Raw genomic sequence first — 15,521 nt, 5'->3', positions numbered from 1 at the left:
GGGCGCGCCCCCCCGCGCGGTCGGCCCCCGTCCGCTCCCGGACCGAGCGGGCCGCCGCCTCGTCGGCCCAGCGCTCCAGGTGGAAGCCGAGCGGGGCGCGCAGCGCGCGCAGGGCGGGGTGCAGCACCGCCGCGTACTCGGCGGCGGCCAGGAAGAGGTGGTGGCGGCAGGTCAGGTGGGCCCGTTCGTGGGCGAGCAGCGCGGCCCGCTCGGGGGCCGGCAGGGCGCGCAGCATCCCGGTGGTGACCACGATCCGCCCGGGGCGTCCGGGCAGCGCGTAGGCGTCGGCGCGGTCGTCGTCCAGGACCGCGAGCGGGTGGTCCTCGTGCCGGTGGCCGCGGCCCCGGCCCGGCTGCGGGCGGTGGCCCAGCGCGGTGCGGGCGCGGCGCAGGTCGGTGTACTGGTGGTGCGCGGTGCGCCGACCCAGCTCTCCGGTGGCCAGCAGCGCGCCCCCCGCCAGGGCGGCGGCCAGCACGGCGGCGGGGGAGGGCTCGGCGAACCAGGGCGCGCTGAGGTGGCCGAGCGCGGCGACCAGCAGGAAGGGCAGCAGTCCGGCGCCGGCCAGCAGCCCCAGCGAGCCGGCGCTCGCGCCGGCCAGCAGGACGGCGGTGGTCGCCAGCACCCAGGAGGCGGCCCGCGGTGCGAGCGCGTCGGCCAGTCGCCGGGCGGCCGGTGCGGCGAGGAAGGGGACCACGAAGGGGGCCCAGACGGCGAGGATCACCGCTCACCGCCCTCGCCGTGCCCGGGGCCGGCCGCGCGGTCGGGGGCCTCGCCCAGCAGTTCGCGCAGCAGGCGCTCGTCGGCGTCGGAGAGGTCCGAGACGAACCGGGCCAGCACGGTGGAACGGTCCTGCTCGCGGTCCAGTTCGGTGCGCATCCGGCGGGCGGCGAGCCCGGCGGGGTCCTGGACGGTCGGCGTGTAGGCGTAGGCCCGTCCGGCGCGGGTGCGCTCGACGGTCCCCTTGTCGTGCAGCCGGGCCAGGATCGTGGCGATCGTGGTGCGGGCCAGTTCGCCGCCGAGGGCCAGCTGGACGTCCTGCGGGGTGAGCGGCTGGTGGGCGGCCCACAGGGCGGCCAGCACCTGGGACTCGAGCTCGCCGGACAGACGGCGCGCGGCGGGCACTTCCGGCATGTCGACGTGGCCTCCAGTCGTCGTCTACAGTCGTGTAGACCGTCTACGTCACTGTAGACGGTCGGGGCGCGTTCCGCAGGACCGCCTCCCTCAGTATGAGAGGTCCGCCAACCTTGCCCTCCACCACCCTGCTGGCCGTGAACGTGCTCGACGCCTCGTCGCTGCTCGCGGCTTTCGGAGCCCTCGGCATCGCCGCCATCCTGTTCGCCGAGACCGGTCTGCTGGTCGGTTTCTTCCTGCCCGGTGACTCGCTGCTCTTCACCGCCGGCCTGCTCTGCGTGCCCGGTGAGCACAAGGGACCGCACCTGGTGCTCTGGCAGGTGATCCTCTGCGCGATGCTCGGGGCGCTGGCCGGGGCCCAGGTCGGCTACGTGATCGGACAGCGCGGCGGGCGGCCGCTGCTGGAGCGCACCGAGCGCCGCAGCCTGCGCCAGGGTGCCGAGCGGGCCGAGGAACTGCTGGCCAAGTACGGCTACGGCAAGGCGATCGTGCTGGCCCGGTTCATCCCGGTGGTGCGCACGGTGCTCAACCCGATGGCCGGCGCGCTCGGGGTGCCGGTGCGCACCTTCACCCTCTGGCAGGTGCTGGGCGGGGTGCTCTGGACGGTCGGGGTGGTGCTGGCCGGCTACGCGCTGGGCTCGACGGTGCCCAGCATCGACACATACCTGCTCCCGATCATCGGTCTGGTAGTAGTTGTCTCTGTGATCCCGATTGCGCTCGAATTGTTCCGCGCCCGCAAGGCCGCGCGTGCCCGTGCCCAGGCCGGCCCCGACAAGGAGGTCTGATGGTTGCGGCGCTCCCGCTCGCCTATGACGGCAGCGGCATCGACGGTGGCCTGTACACCACGGTGACCGGCTGGGCGGCCCACGCCCCGCACTGGTTCGACCAGGCCGTCACGACCTGGTCCGACCTGGGCCTGGGCCTGTTCGCGGTCTTCATGCTCTGGGCCTGGTGGCAGGCCCGGCGGGCGGACGCGGTGGTGATGGCCAGGGTGCTGGCCGCGCCGCTGGTGGTGGTGGCCGCCTACGTGGCCAACTCGGTCTTCAAGAGCCTGGTGGCGGAGGTCAGGCCGTGCCGGCAGATCGCCGGCAGCGTGCCGCTGGAGAGCTGCCCGGCCGCCGACGACTGGTCGTTCCCCAGCAACCACACGGTGATCGCCTTCGCGGCGGCGACCGCGCTCTGGTTCGCCTCGCGCCGGCTCGGCGCGCTCGCGCTGCTCTGCGCCGCGCTGATGGGCGCCTCCCGGGTCTGGGTCGGGGTGCACTACCCGCACGACGTGCTGATCGGCGCGCTGGTCGGGGTGCTGGTCGCCCTCCCGCTGACGGTGGCCGCCGGGCGGGCGGCGCCGCTGGTGGAACGGTTGCGGGCCGGGGCGCCGGCGACCTTCCTGGGCGCCGGGCCGGTCGGCGCGGCGGCCGGGGCGCGGGAGTCGGCGCTGCGCTGAGGTGTCCGGGAGCCGGGTCGACGCGAGGCGTCGGCCCGGCTTTCGCGTGCCCGCCCGGGGCGCCGGGCCGCGGATCATCGACCCCTTGTGCCGCCGTGTCGGCAGGAGCAGCATGAGGGCCGGGCCGACGTCCCGTCAGGACCGGTCCTGCTGGTTCCGCCTGCTGTCAGGCAGGGTCAACGGTCGGTCGGAGGGACGCAACCATGCCGTACCAACTCGACGTCACGCAGGGCGAATGGCCCGCCGAGGAACTGCGCAAGGGCGTCGAGGGCCTGCTGGCCGAGTCCATGGTGCTGACCCTCGCCACCGCCGGCCCCGAGCACGGCCCGCACGCCAACCTCGCCTTCTACGCCTTCGACGACGACCTGGTGCTGTACTTCGTCAGCGAGCGCTCCACCCGGCACAGCCTGCACCTGTCCGAGCAGGCCCGGGCCGCGGCCACCGTCTTCCTGCCGCCGCCGCTCTTCGGCGAGCAACTGCGCGGACTGCAGCTGACCGGGCGGGCCGGTGAGGCCTGGGGCCACCAGGCCCAGGCCGCGCTGGCCGCCTACCAGGGCCGCTACCCCGCCTTCGCGCAGGACCCGCAGGTGCGGGCGCTGTTCCTGGCGGGCGGCGGGGCGGCGGCGCTCTACCGCTTCCAGGTGGAGGAGCTGACGGCCGTGGACGAGCCGCACTTCGGGCGCCGCAACTACCTGCGGGCGACCGTGCGGCGCTGAGCCGCCGGTGGACTCGGGCGGGCGACGCCCGGTGATGGGTTGTCTGTACAACTTGGTGATTGTTGGTTCGCGGGTCGCCGCCCGGACACCTGACGGTCACCTCCACCACGCAGCCTGGTCGCCATGAGAGTCATAGTCGTTGGAGCAGGCGTCGTCGGCACCATGCACGCCTGGCAGGCCGTCGAGCGCGGTCACGAGGTGGTCCACCTGGAGCGCGAGGCCGAGGCGCGCGGCGCCTCGGTGCGCAACTTCGGCCTGGTCTGGGTCAGCGGGCGCCTGGGCGGGGAGGAGCTGGCCACCGCGCGGCGCGCCCGCGAGCTGTGGGAGCGGATCGGCGAGCGGGTGCCGGCGCTGGGCTTTCGGCCCAACGGCTCGCTCACCGCGATCCGCACCGAGCTCGAACTCGCCGTCGCCGAGCAGGCGATGACCCGGCCCGACGCCGCCGAGCGGGGCTTTCGCCTGCTGGACGCGGCCGAGACCCGGGCGGTCAACCCGGCCCTGCGCGGCACGCTGCTGGGCGCCCTGCACTGCGAGCGCGACGCCGTCGTCGAGCCGCGCACCGCGCAGCCCGCGCTGCGCGAGGCCCTGCTCGCCAGCGGCCGCTACACCTTCCTGCCCGGGCGCGAGGTGCGCGAGGTGGTCGGCGAGCACGCGGTGCGCGACGACCACGGCCAGCTGCACACCGGCGACGTGGTGATCCTGTGCACCGGCGCCTGGCTGGGCGGCCTGGTCCGCGAGCTGGCCCCCGAGCTGCCGGTGCGCCGGGTGCGGCTGCAGATGATGCAGACCGACCCGCTCGGCGAGGCGCTGACCACCTCGGTCGCCGACGGCGACAGCTTCCGCTACTACCCGGCCTTCGCCGGCAGCGCGCTGGAGGAGCTGCGGGCCGGGCAGCCGCAGGCGCCGGTCGCCGACGAGCACAAGATGCAGCTGCTGATGGTCCAGCGCCGCGACGGCGGGCTGACCATCGGCGACACCCACGAGTACGAGCACCCGTTCTCCTTCGACGTGGTCGAGGAGCCGTACGAGCACCTGGCCGAGGTGGCCGAGGACCTGCTCGGCCGACCGCTGCCGCGCGTGCGCCACCGCTGGGCCGGCGTCTACGCCCAGTGCACCGACACCACCCGGGTGGTGCACCGCGAGCAGGTCGCCGGCGGCGTCTGGCTGGTCACCGGGCCGGGCGGGCGCGGCATGACCTGCTCCCCGGCGATCGCCGAGACCACCGCCGAGACCCTCGGGCTCTGAGGCCCGGACCGCACCCGTCCCCTCCACCACCACAGTTAAGGGCACCACAGTCATGAGCAGCACCGATATCCGCCTGGTCGTCCTGGACATGGCCGGCACCACCGTGGCCGACGACGGCCTGGTCGAGCAGGCCTTCCAGGCCGCCGCGGGCGAGCTGGGCGTCGAGGCCGGCAGCCCCGAGCACCGCACCATGCTGGAGCACGTCCGGCTCACCATGGGCGAGTCGAAGATCTCGGTCTTCCGCCACCTGTTCGGCGCCGAGGAGAAGGCCCAGCGGGCCAACTCCGCCTTCGAGCGGGCCTACCACGACCTGGTCGACGCCGGGCACTGCGCGGCGCTGCCGGGCGCCGCCGAGGCGATCGCCGAACTGCGCGGTCAGGGCCGAAAGGTGGTCCTCACCACCGGCTTCTCGCGGGCCACCCAGGACCGCATCCTGGGCGCGCTGGGCTGGGAGGAGATCGCCGACCTGACGCTCTGCCCCGCCGAGGCCGGGCGCGGCCGGCCCTTCCCCGACCTGGCGCTCACCGCCCTGCTGCGCACCGCGACGGACTCGGTCCACCAGCTCGCGGTGGTCGGCGACACCGGCTACGACATGCTCACCGGCACCCGGGCCGGCGCCGCGGTGGTCGCGGGCGTGCTCACCGGCGCGCACGGCGCCGAGCGGCTGACGGCGGACGGGGCCACCCACGTGCTCGGCTCGGTGGCCGAGCTGCCGGGCCTGCTCGCCGCCCGCTGACGGCTCTGACGGCCCTGACGGCTCTGACGGTGTGAAACGCCGCTGCCGCGCCGACCCTGCGGGGGTCGGCGCGGCAGCGGTGCTCAGCGGGTGCGTCAGACCTGGTGCGCGGTGCCGGCGTAGCGCTGGGCGAAGCGCGTGCCGGTGCCGGCGGTGATCGTGACGTCGTAGCGGCCGGCCGCGTCCAGCGGCCAGTCGATGGTGGTGGTGCGGCCCGCGTCGACCCAGACGGTCTGCGGGGTGCCGGCGAAGTCGTTCCCGGCGGCGGTGAAACTCACCTGGCCCGCACCGTCGTTGGCGAGCTCGAAGCGGATCGAGCGCGGGTCGCGCAGGTCGGCCGTGACGATCGGGGCCGGCACGTCCTCCTGCTCCAGGCGCACCACCGTGCCGGCGAACCGGGTGACGAAGCCGTCCGCGCCGTGCACCGTGAAGTCGTACCGGCCGTCGGTGGTGGCCGCGTCCCACACGTACGTGCGGCTCGCGCCCGGCGCCACCGTGAAGGGGGTGCCCGCGAACGGCTGCAGGATGTTCGGGTAGACCGTGAAGTGGTAGCCGACCTTCCCGAAGTTGGTCATCGTGCAGGTGACCTTGCCGGTGGCGCGGTCCACCTCCACCTCGGCCCACGGACGGTACGGCAGCGCGCGGTGCGGGCGGGTGCCGCGCTCCTGGCTGGGCATCGACTGGGTGCCCAGCGCCGGCAGGGCCACCGGCGGCAGCTTGGCGCCGGCGTCCGCCTTGGCCATCAGCGCGTTGGTGTCCGGCAGTTGGGGGATCGAGAAGTCCGGCTTGGTGAAGTCGAAGCAGCTCGTCAGGTCGCCGCAGACGGTGCGGCGCCACTGGGAGATGTTGGGCTCCTGGACACCGGTCACCACCTCCAGGAAGCGCAGCACCGAGGTGTGGTCGAAGACCTGCGAGTTGACGTACCCGCCGCGCGACCAGGGCGAGGCCACCCAGAGTGGCACCCGGTTGCCCAGGCCGATCGCCCGGCCCTGCGCGAACTCCTCGGGGGTGCCCGGCTCGGGGGTGGGCGGGATGACGTGGTCGAAGTAGCCGTCGTTCTCGTCGTACATGACCAGGAAGACGGTGTGCTCCCAGACGTCCGGGTTGGACATCAGCGACTGCAGCGCGGAGTTGACCCACCAGGCGCCGTAGTCCGGGCTGGCGTTGGGGTGTTCGCAGAACAGGTACGGCGCGACCAGCCAGGAGACGGTGGGCAGCGAGCCGTCCTTGCAGTGCTGGTCGAACGCGGTGAGGTCGAACTTGGTCATCGCGTTGACGTACCGCGGGTCGTCGGTGGGGAAGGCGTGGAACTGCTTGAAGTAGGAGAGCGCGTTGTCGTCGTAGTCGCCGGTGCGGTCGTCCTCGCTCGGGTTGTGGTAGACCCGCCAGCTGACCTTGGCCGCCTCCAGCCGCTCGGCGTAGGTGGTCCAGTCGGCGACCGGGTTCTGCGTCACCGGGGTGTTGTCGATCCACGGTCCGGTGGTGCCGTCGCGGCCCGGGCCGGAGGTGCCGGTCCACAGGTAGAGGCGGTTGGGGTCGGTGGGGCCGGCCAGCGAGCAGAAGTACGCGTCGCAGAGGGTGAACGCGTCGGCCAGCGCGTACTGGTAGGGGACGTCGTCGCGGGTGAAGTAGCCCATGGTGCGCTCGCCCTTGGCGGCGATCCACTTGTTCATCGCGCCGTTGTTGATCGCCTGGTGGCCGGTCGCCCAGTCGTGCGCGAGGCCGCCGGCGTTCTGCGCGTTGTACTTGCTGGTGTCCATCCGGTACGGCAGCATCGCGCCGCCGTCGCTGCGGCCGGCGTCCGGCTGGCGGAAGACCGAGTCGCCGTTCGGGAAGCGCAGCGCCTGCTTGTCCTCGAAGCCGCGCACGCCGCTGAGCGAGCCGAAGTAGTGGTCGAAACTGCGGTTCTCCTGCATCAGGATCACCACGTGCTTGACGTCGGTGACGTCGTTCTTCCTCTTGGCGCCGGTGGCGGCCGCGCCGGGGGTGGCCCCGGTACCGGCGGCCTCGGCGGTGGTGGGCAGGCCGACCATAGCGGCGGCACCGGCCGCGGCGGCGGCACCCAGGACGGAGCGGCGGTTGAGCTCGGACATCGGTGGGCCCCTTTCTAGAGGGTGAAGGTCGCGACGGCGGCGGCGGTGTCCGAGGGCCACCCGTTGGCGGTGGTGTTCGGGTCGGTCGCCGGCCAGCCGGTGGCGATCACGTGCGCCTCGCGCATGGTCAGGCCCTTGCCGGCGTAGAGCACGTAGTCGATCCGGTCCTGCGGCTCGGGCTTGGCGCCGCGCTGCTTGCGCACCGGCGACCAGGTGGCGCCCGGGAACGCCGCCGGGTCCGGGTGCTCCTCGCGGAAGCTGTCGGTCAGGCCGGCGGCCTGCAGCGCCTCGGTGACCGGCCAGTCGAGCGCGGTGCCGCGGGTGGCCACCGTCCAGTCCAGGTGCGAGGGCGAGGAGAGTTCGCCGGCCACCACCAGCGGGCCCTTCGGCTCGGCCTTGATCGCGGCCGCCAGCGCCTGCGCCTGCTGGTGGCGCAGCGAGCCGCTCTCGGCGGCGAGGAGCTGCGCGGCGCTCTGACCGTCCTGGAAGGCGTACGGCCCGTAGCCGTTCTCGTCCAGGTGCGCGGCCCAGACCCGCAGGCTGCGCCCGCCGGGCAGCTGCACGGTGACACCGGCGGCGGGCAGCGCGGCGGTGACCGGGGTGACGGCGGTGAGCGGGTAGCGGCTCAGCACGCCGACGCTGCCCGCGCTCTGGTAGGCGTACCAGCCCAGCGCGTCGGCCAGCGCCTGCGCGTTGGTGCCGGCGGTCTCCTGCAGCGCGACCACGTCCCAGCCCTGGGTGAGGATCGTGCGCAGCTGCTTCTCGCGGCCGTCGGTGCTGTGCGTGCCGGCGTCCCACAGGTTCCAGCTGGCGACCTTGACCGGCAGCTTCTTGGCCGCCGGGTCCAGCACCGGGACCTGCACGGTGACGGTGTCGGTGGCGCCCGCGCTGTCCTTGACGCCGACGGTGATCACGGCCGGGCGGGACTGCGCGGTCGCGGGTGCGGTGCCGCTCACCGTGCCGTCCGTGCTGACCGAGAGCCAGGAGTCGCCGCCGACGCGGCGGAAGGTGGCGCTGCCGGCGGGGTTGCCGGCCGGACGGGACCAGAGTCCGGCCAACGTGACCCGAACCTGACCGCCGGGTGCGACGGGGGTGGCCGTCAGCGCGTCCACCGCGCTGTGCGGCGCCACCACGGCCGGCTTGGACCGGAAGCTGAACGGCGCGCTCTTGGCGAGGATCCCGTAGCCGTCCTTGGCCAGCAGGTACGCGGTGTAGGGGCCGCCGGTCAGCGCCGAGGTGTCGAGGGTGAGGTCGCCGGAGGCGGCGGGGGTGTACTTCCAGAGCAGCGAGGACCCGGTGCCGGGCTGGCGGTCGCCGTCGTAGACGCCCACCCAGTTGGTGGCGTCCGGGGTGTCGGTCGACCAGTGGAAGGTGAGTCTGTCGCCCTCGGTGGGGCTGGTCGGTGTGCTCAGAGCGAGGGAACTGCCTGTGGCCACGGTATTCCTGTCCGCCGGGGAGGCGAGGGTGAGGGAGGTGGAGGCGTCTTGCCCAAGAGTTGGCTGGACAACTGTGCCCTCATTCATCCGACCTCCGGCGGCCGAAGGATGAACGGAGGATGACGGACCGTCGGGAATCCGCCAAACACGCCCACCCGGCGCGTGCCTGGGGTGGTAGCGCGGCATGTGGCACGCTGGTCACGAAGCGTGACGGACGGGGTGAGGCGAGGAGGTAGCGCATGGACAGGGACGGCTCGCCGGCCGGGCGACGGCGGTTGCTGGGTGGCGCGCTCGCGGCGGTGGCCGCGGCGGGGCTGGCCTCGACCCTCGGAGCGGGCCGGGCCCGGGCGGCGGCGCACGGCGAGGTGGGTGGGGCTCCTGCCGAGGTCGTCGCGGCGGCGCTCGACGGGTCGCTCGGCGCGTCGGTGCTGGCGGTGGCCGAGCGTCAGATCGGAGTGCCGTACGCCTGGGGCGGCGGCGACCGGCTGGGCGCGGGCCCGGGTTTCTGCGACGACGTGGGTGGGACCCTCGACGGCGTCTGCCTGGGCGAGGACACCGTCGGCTTCGACTGCAGCGGCCTGACGCTCTACTGCTGGTACCAGGCCACCGGCGGTGCCGTGGACCTGGCGCACTACACGGTCGCCCAGTTCCACAAGGGCACCCCGGTCGCCCGGGCCGACCTGCTGCCCGGCGACCTGCTCTTCTTCTCCCGCCCCGACGCCCCGCTGCACCACGTCGGCCTCTTCGCCGGCGGCACCGCCATGATCCACGCGCGGAGCACCGGCACGCTGGTGGCCCGCCTCGACGACGTCTTCCAGGACCCCGTCCTGGGACCGCAGTTCGCCGGGGCGGTCCGCCCGGTGGTCCGGGCGGGCTGACCGGGGCCCGGCGGCGGGCTCAGTCGGTGTAGCCGGGGATCTCGACCCCGGTGGCGACGGCGTTCAGGGCGCCGTTGGTGCTGTTGCGGCAGCCGGCGGCCCCCATCCGCACATCCACGTCCGGGCCGCTCGGGTAGTGGAAGCGCAGCAGCAGGGTGGTCGTGGAGTTGGCGGGGCAGTGCATCACGCCCCGCCGGGCGCCGTCGAGGGCGCGGACCGCGGTCGCCAGTGGAGCGCCGGTCAAAAGGCCCGAGCGGACGAGCGGCTGGTCGGTGCCGCCGGGCAGGGTCGCGGGCGGCAGCGGCTGGTAGCGGCAGACCCGCGCGACGACCGCGCCCGGAGGGACCAACTCCAGCTCCGAGCCCTGACGTTGCGGGCCGGCGGTCCAGTCGTCGGCGCGTGCCGGACAGTCGGCCGGCGTGCCGCTCGCGCCCGCCGCCACCACGGTGCGCGGCGTCGGCTCGGCGGTCAACACCGGCACGACGATCACCCCGACCGCCAGCACGGCCAGCACGCCCGCCCCGACCACGACCTGCTGGGCGCGACGACGGCGCGCGGCCCCCGCCCGGAGTCGGCCGTAGAGGTCACCGGTGGGCGACGGCGCGTCCTCGGCGAGATCGTCCAACGCACGGGCCAGCGCCCGTTCCTGCTGCTGCCGGCTGCTCATCGCGCCTCCTCGGGGCTCTGACCGCTCTGACCGCTCCGACCGATCTGCGGGGCGCGTGGTTGGTCCGCCGGTTCGTCCGCCGGTTGGTCCGCCGGTTCGTCCAGCAGGACGGGCACGGAACCGCGCAGCCGCGCCAGGGCCTTGGCCGTCTGGCTCTTCACGGTGCCGACGCTGCAACCGAGCGCCGCGGCCGCCTGTGCCTCGGACAGGTCCAGGTGGAACCGGAGCACCACCACCGCCCGCTGCCGCGGGGGCAGCGTGCGCAGCGCCGTGACCAGCACCGCGCGGTCCCCGTGCGCCGCGTGCGGATCGTGCGCCGCGCCGCTGCCCGGCGCCGGCACCAGCGCCGGATCCCCGTGCGGCACCTCGCCCTGCCAGCGGCGACGGCGCCAGCCGGCGAGCATGGTGACCATCACTCGGTGGACGTAGCCGTCGGCGTGTTCCATCGGCCCGATGCGGGACCAGCGCTGCCAGACCCGCAGCAGCGTCGACTGCACCAGGTCCTGCGCGAGGTGGGCGTCACCGGTCAGCAGGTACGCGGTCCGCAGCAGCGCGCCCTGCCGCGCGGCCACGTACTCCTCAAACCCCTCGGGTTCGGTCATGCCCACCTTCCGCGTCCGGTCCTACCCCTTCAATGGGCCGGCGGGCCGGAAGGGTTGCCCGGTGCTCAGCCGAGGGCGGAGGGTGCGAGGACGGCGACGAGCAGGAGGGCCGCGGCCCCGAGCCGGTAGCGCCGGTCGAGCCGGGGCGCCAGCAGCAGGGCCGCCACCGCGTAGGAGAGGCCCATGACGAGCGCCAACTCGACCGCGTAGCCGACTTCTTGCACGGGCAGGTCGGTGAACCTGATCACGCGGATCGCGAGGACGGGCGCGAGCAGTGCCACGGCCCAGCCGGGGCGGACGCCGAGGCGGGCGAAGAGCGCCCAGCAGAGCAGCACCACCGCCGGCAGGGCCCCGACGCACGCGAGGATCCACCCGGTGCAGGTCCACTCCGAACTCGCCATCGGCCCGGGCGGCAAGGCGTCATCGCACCGCTCGGTCGCCCGCTGCAGCCACACCAGCGGAACCGCGAGCACCACCCCGGTGCCCCCGGCCACCGCTGCGCGCCGGGCGGCGTAACACAGCAGGTCGCGGCGCCGGTGCCGGTGCGGGGAGGTGTCGGTGAGGGCCATCGCGCCAGTCTCGCGGAGAAGGTGGCGGGCTGTCACGGGAGTTCCTGGAGGGACCGGGGGCCCGGCGGGGAAGGTCGCCGGGGATGGTGTCGGGGGCGGTCGTTACGCTCCTCGCATGATGGCGAAGGTGCCCCTGGGGAGCGGTCGTTGGGCCGAGGTGGACGGTGTGACGGCCGACGAGGTGCGGCAGGTCGTCGCCTTGATGGCCGGCGACGGGGACGAGTGGCGGGAGGCCTGGCAGGGGGTGGCCGACGGGTTGATGCAGTCGGACACCGTCTACGACGGCGCGTACGCGGCCCTGCCTCATCTCGTCGAGGCGGCGGTGCGGCAGCCGGCTCCGGAGCGGTTCGTGGACCTCTGGGTGGACCTGGGCTTCATGGTGACCTCGGATGGTCGAGCGCCCGTCCCGGCCGACCTCGTGGCGGGGTTCGAGGCGGCGCTCCGGCCGGCTGAGCGGGCGGCCGTGCGGAGCCTGCTCGCCGCCGGCATCCCCGCGGCGGACGGCGGCCACCTCGCGCTGGCCGCCGTCGCCCTCGCCGGTCATCACGCCGGCGGGGCGCTGTGGCGGTTCCTCGATCCCCAGCAGAGCGACCTCGTGCTGTCCTGCCCCGGGTGCGAGGCCGAGACCGAGCTCCCGTCCTTCCTGGTGGACCCGGTGCGGCCGCCGTTCGAGGCCCCGCCGCTGCCGGACCCGGCCCTGGTCCGCCGGGGTGAACACCCCTGGGGTGAGGTCGCCGAGGCCCTGCGCGACGACGTGCTCGGCGAGGGGTGGGAGCCCTTCCTGCGGGTGGCGCGCGCGGTCGCGGCGGCGGGGGTGCCCCGCGAGGCGTCGGGGCAGGCGGTGCTGTGCCTGGCCGCCGCCCTGGTCGCGGTCGGGGGCGCCCCGGGGTGGTCCGGCGCGCTGTGGGCCAGGAAGCTGATGCTGCTGACCGGGCACTTCCGTTGCCCGGACTGCGAACGGACCTGGACGGTCGCCGACTGCCTGGCGGAGGATCCCGGCGGCGCCCGACCGCTGACCGGGGTCGCGCAGGGTGAGGCCGGGCCGGTCCGGGGGACGGCGCTGCCGACAGCCGGCCGGGCACCGGGCGCCGTCGACGTGACGCTGTTCGCGGCTCCCGCCCCCGGCTCGCGCGAGGGCGTCAACGCGCTGGCGGTGGTGCCCCGGCCCGGTCTGCCGCCGCTGGTCGCCGGTGCGGGGGACGGCGGCGGGCTCTGCCTGTGGGACGCGGACGGCGGCCGCCTGGAGTACGGGCCGCTGCCCGGACACCCCGACCGCGTCCGGGCGATGACGACCCTTCCGCGGCCCAACGGCGGCCTGCTGCTGGCCGGCGGCGGCGACGGCGGGACGATCGCGCTCTGGGACCCGGTCGCCGGGCAGCCGTTCCGCGAGCCGGTCGGCAACTGGCTGGGCGCGGTGACCGGGATGTGCGCCGCGACCGTTCCCGGCGGCAGGACCCTGCTCGTCACCGCGACGGACCGGGGCGCGGTGCGGCTGCGCGATCCGCTGACGGGTGAGTCCGTGGGCCGCCTCAACCCCTCCGGCCGCCCGATCGTCGCCGTCGCCGCCGTCCCGATCGCCGCCGGCCACCCGCTGAGCGTCCCCGCCGACGCCCAGGGCGGCGTGCACGTCTGGGACCCGGCCGTCGACGACCCGTGGGACGCGGGCGCGGCCGTCCCGCTGAGCGCCCGCGCGCTCAAGGACGTCGGCCACCGCGTGACCCTGGTGGCGACCGCGTCCCTGCACGGCCGCACCCTGCTGGCCACCGCCGACCGCGACGGCGTGGTCCTGCTGTGGGATCCGGCCACCGGCGCCCCGGTCGGGGACGGGCTGCCGCCGGACCCGGCCGCCGGTCCGCTGACGGCCCTGACCGCGACCACCCTGCACGACGGGCGCGACGTCGTGGTCACCGGCAGCAGGACGGGGCGGAGCGTGCGGGTGTGGGAGCCGGAGTCCGGCGTGGCCCGGCTCCTCGCCCTGGACGTGGCGGTCACCTGCCTGGCCGCTGCCACCACGGGGGCAGGCCTGGGATCCGAGGTGATCGTCGGGCACCAGCATGGAGTCCTCCGGCTTGCGAGCACCGGGTAGACCTTCCGGGCGGGAACCGCTCGGCCGGGGCCCTCGTCCAGTAGGGCGGCGGGAGAGGGGGCTCCGGTGGCCGGAGTGGATGAACGGCTGGTCGTGGGGCGGTCGGGGGTGGTGGGACTGCGGGCCGGGCTGGCCGCCCAGGCCGGGGTGCTGCCGGTGGCGACGGGTGCGCTGGTGGAGGGGATGGGGTCCGGCCGGTCGGGCATCGACGCGGTGCTGCTGATCGCGCTGGTGGGGAGCAGCGGGGTGACGGCCGCGGGGGTGTGCGTGGGGCTGGTGGCGTGGCTGGCCTGGGGGCGGCGGCCGCGGTGGGGGGTGCTGATCGGGGCGGTGGTCGCGGGTGTGCTGGTGGAGGTGGCGCTCTGGCAGGTGGCGCCGTTCCGCTTCGGGGTGCTGTCGGTGCTGCTGTTCGCGGGCGCGACGCTGGCGGTCACCGGGGCCGTGGCGGGCCGCGCGCCCGGACGGAGGGCCGTGGCGGCGGTGGCGCTGGTCGGACTGTGCGTCGTGGCGGTGCCGATCGGGTCGGTACAGAGGGAGGTGGGGGTCGAGCAGTGGGTGGCGCAGAAGGGGGTGCCGTCGCGGGCGGTGGCCCGGGTGGTGACGGTGCCGGGGATGGTGCGGCTGGCCTCGGTGTGGGACGGGACGCGGCTGGTCACGCCGTTCGGGATCGGGAACGGGCCGGGCGGGATCGACGTCGGTCCGGATGTGGTCGAGACGGTGACGCCGGGATTCGTCGACCCCTGCGGGCCGTTGCTCTACGGCACCGGGTACCGGACGATCGGCGCGACGCCGCCGTGCGTCCAGGAGGGCCCCGGCCTCTGGTTCCGGGGGAGCGAGGGGAACGCGCCCGGCTACGTGCTGCAGCGCGACGGCGTGACGATCACCCTGACCGGCGGTGGCAACGGGTACGTGCCGGACGGCGAGAGCGGCTGGCTCAACCCGGACGTGCCGCAGGCGGTGGGCGGCCGGGACGGCGTGCGGCGCGTCATCGAGGCCGCGCGGCCCGCCACGGACGGGGAGTTGCAGCCGAGCGGGGTCACCTGGCCGGGCTCGCTGGAGGAGTGGCTGCTGCTCTGAGCGGCGGGCCGCGCCGCCGCGTCGCACACCGTGCGGCCCAGGGGGCGCAGTGGTGGCATCCCTCGCGCAGGCGAATGATGTGGGCACGTCAACAGCTGGCCCATTCGACGTGCCTTTGCCCGCCGGGTGCTTCGCGACCGGCAGGGGGTCGGGAGAGGCTTCTCTCCAGTGGGCCCTGACCCGGGGTGGGTTCCACCTGCATCGATACCTTCGTCGGCAGGGAGTAAAGCCATGAACGGATCCAGGAAGGTGGTCCTCGGGGCCACGGTGATGGCGCTGGCCATCGGCGGCACGGTCGCCGTGACGTCCGCCTCGGCCGAGACGCGGCAGGTCGTGCGTCCGGCGTCGGTCACCACCGCGTGGGCCAAGGTCAGCGCGAGCGGCGTGCTGCTGGCCTCGTCGGGCATCACCGGCATCAACCACTTCGGCGGCGGGCGCTACGACGTCTTCACCTCCGGCAGCGTCGACTCCTGTGCCCTGCTGGGCACGATCAACACCAACGGCGGGGGCGACCCCGGTCCGGGCAGCTCGTCCATCCTGGTCGGCGAGGTGAGCTCGAACACGCTCTTCATCCGCACCGCGACGCCCTCCAGCGCCGGTAGCGCCGCCGTCGACAGCGACCGTCCGTTCTCGATCAGCATCGTCTGCTGATGACCGTGCATTTCATGGCGGGCCGTTCTCTTCGGCCGGGTGGCCCGCTCTGCCGTGCGGCCGGTCGCGAGGGGGTGGCCTGCCATGTGAGGTGGTCCGGTTGACGGCCAGTCACAGGCTCCGGTGGTCGTCCCCGCGCTGCTGGTGACCGACCCGGTGGACCCGCAGGTCCGAGGCGCAGGCAGAACGA

16 protein-coding genes are annotated in these 15,521 nt (G+C 74.8%); 9 read left to right on the top strand and 7 right to left on the bottom strand.

What is annotated here, in order from left to right; translation table 11 throughout:
• On the bottom strand, positions 1–721 hold a 721-nt coding region (locus ABD323_RS16705; RefSeq protein ID WP_344442397.1), incomplete at its 3' end, for a M56 family metallopeptidase.
• Complete coding sequence (locus ABD323_RS16700; RefSeq protein ID WP_344442396.1) at positions 718–1,131, bottom strand: BlaI/MecI/CopY family transcriptional regulator; 414 nt, start codon at positions 1,129–1,131, stop codon at positions 718–720. The genes ABD323_RS16705 and ABD323_RS16700, both read right to left, overlap by 4 nt.
• A gap of 95 nt (positions 1,132–1,226) precedes the next feature.
• Between ABD323_RS16700 and ABD323_RS16695 the strand changes: the two genes are divergently transcribed.
• The 5 genes from ABD323_RS16695 (at position 1,227) to ABD323_RS16675 (ending at position 5,272) form a co-directional block, all read left to right on the top strand.
• The gene (locus ABD323_RS16695) at positions 1,227–1,916 is read left to right on the top strand and encodes a DedA family protein (protein WP_425556029.1); all 690 of its coding nucleotides are present in this window, start codon (positions 1,227–1,229) and stop codon (positions 1,914–1,916) included.
• Positions 1,916–2,575: a phosphatase PAP2 family protein gene (locus ABD323_RS16690; protein WP_344442394.1), complete on the top strand. Its 660-nt coding sequence runs from the start codon at positions 1,916–1,918 to the stop codon at positions 2,573–2,575. Before ABD323_RS16695 ends, ABD323_RS16690 begins: the two co-directional genes overlap by 1 nt.
• Before the next feature lie 203 nt (positions 2,576–2,778).
• Positions 2,779–3,291: a pyridoxamine 5'-phosphate oxidase family protein gene (locus ABD323_RS16685; RefSeq protein WP_344442393.1), complete on the top strand. Its 513-nt coding sequence runs from the start codon at positions 2,779–2,781 to the stop codon at positions 3,289–3,291.
• Between the two features lie 123 nt (positions 3,292–3,414).
• Positions 3,415–4,536 carry a TIGR03364 family FAD-dependent oxidoreductase gene (locus tag ABD323_RS16680; protein WP_344442392.1) on the top strand — a complete coding sequence of 374 codons (1,122 nt, stop codon included), beginning with the start codon at positions 3,415–3,417 and terminating at the stop codon, positions 4,534–4,536.
• 52 nt (positions 4,537–4,588) lie between these two features.
• Positions 4,589–5,272 (top strand): phosphonatase-like hydrolase, encoded by a 684-nt coding sequence (locus ABD323_RS16675; RefSeq protein ID WP_344442391.1) that lies wholly within the window; start codon positions 4,589–4,591, stop codon positions 5,270–5,272.
• A 95-nt stretch (positions 5,273–5,367) separates the two neighbouring features.
• On the opposite strand, the gene ABD323_RS16670 is transcribed toward ABD323_RS16675, so the two are convergent.
• Positions 5,368–7,365: a phosphocholine-specific phospholipase C gene (locus tag ABD323_RS16670; RefSeq protein ID WP_344442390.1), complete on the bottom strand. Its 1,998-nt coding sequence runs from the start codon at positions 7,363–7,365 to the stop codon at positions 5,368–5,370.
• A gap of 14 nt (positions 7,366–7,379) precedes the next feature.
• Positions 7,380–8,801: an endonuclease/exonuclease/phosphatase family protein gene (locus tag ABD323_RS16665; RefSeq protein ID WP_344442389.1), complete on the bottom strand. Its 1,422-nt coding sequence runs from the start codon at positions 8,799–8,801 to the stop codon at positions 7,380–7,382.
• A gap of 239 nt (positions 8,802–9,040) precedes the next feature.
• On the opposite strand from ABD323_RS16665, the gene ABD323_RS16660 reads away from it, so the two are divergent.
• On the top strand, positions 9,041–9,679 hold the full coding sequence (locus ABD323_RS16660) for a C40 family peptidase (RefSeq protein WP_344442388.1): 639 nt from the start codon (positions 9,041–9,043) through the stop codon (positions 9,677–9,679).
• 19 nt (positions 9,680–9,698) lie between these two features.
• On the opposite strand, the gene ABD323_RS16655 is transcribed toward ABD323_RS16660, so the two are convergent.
• From ABD323_RS16655 to ABD323_RS16645, 3 genes are all read right to left on the bottom strand, one after another.
• Positions 9,699–10,346 (bottom strand): hypothetical protein, encoded by a 648-nt coding sequence (locus ABD323_RS16655; RefSeq protein WP_344442387.1) that lies wholly within the window; start codon positions 10,344–10,346, stop codon positions 9,699–9,701.
• Entirely contained in the window at positions 10,343–10,948 is a 606-nt protein-coding gene (locus tag ABD323_RS16650; protein WP_344442386.1) for a SigE family RNA polymerase sigma factor, read from the bottom strand. The genes ABD323_RS16655 and ABD323_RS16650 overlap by 4 nt, the downstream gene beginning before the upstream one ends.
• Before the next feature lie 65 nt (positions 10,949–11,013).
• Positions 11,014–11,517, bottom strand: a complete 504-nt coding sequence (locus tag ABD323_RS16645) for a hypothetical protein (protein ID WP_344442385.1) — start codon at positions 11,515–11,517, stop codon at positions 11,014–11,016.
• Between the two features lie 115 nt (positions 11,518–11,632).
• Here ABD323_RS16645 and ABD323_RS16640 point away from each other — a divergent pair, with 115 nt between their 5' ends.
• From ABD323_RS16640 to ABD323_RS16630, 3 genes are all read left to right on the top strand, one after another.
• Positions 11,633–13,603 carry a WD40 repeat domain-containing protein gene (locus ABD323_RS16640; RefSeq protein WP_344442384.1) on the top strand — a complete coding sequence of 657 codons (1,971 nt, stop codon included), beginning with the start codon at positions 11,633–11,635 and terminating at the stop codon, positions 13,601–13,603.
• A gap of 66 nt (positions 13,604–13,669) precedes the next feature.
• Positions 13,670–14,680, top strand: coding sequence for a hypothetical protein (locus ABD323_RS16635; RefSeq protein WP_344442383.1), 1,011 nt, complete (start codon positions 13,670–13,672; stop codon positions 14,678–14,680).
• Positions 14,681–14,911: 231 nt separating this feature from the next.
• Entirely contained in the window at positions 14,912–15,331 is a 420-nt protein-coding gene (locus ABD323_RS16630) for a hypothetical protein (RefSeq protein WP_344442382.1), read from the top strand.
• Positions 15,332–15,521: the final 190 nt, after the last annotated feature.

Origin of the sequence: Kitasatospora nipponensis, assembly GCF_039528135.1 — a bacterium.
Lineage (GTDB): Bacteria > Actinomycetota > Actinomycetes > Streptomycetales > Streptomycetaceae > Kitasatospora > Kitasatospora nipponensis.
Note: the sequence above shows the minus strand (reverse complement) of the source record. Positions and strands in the feature narration are given on the sequence as shown.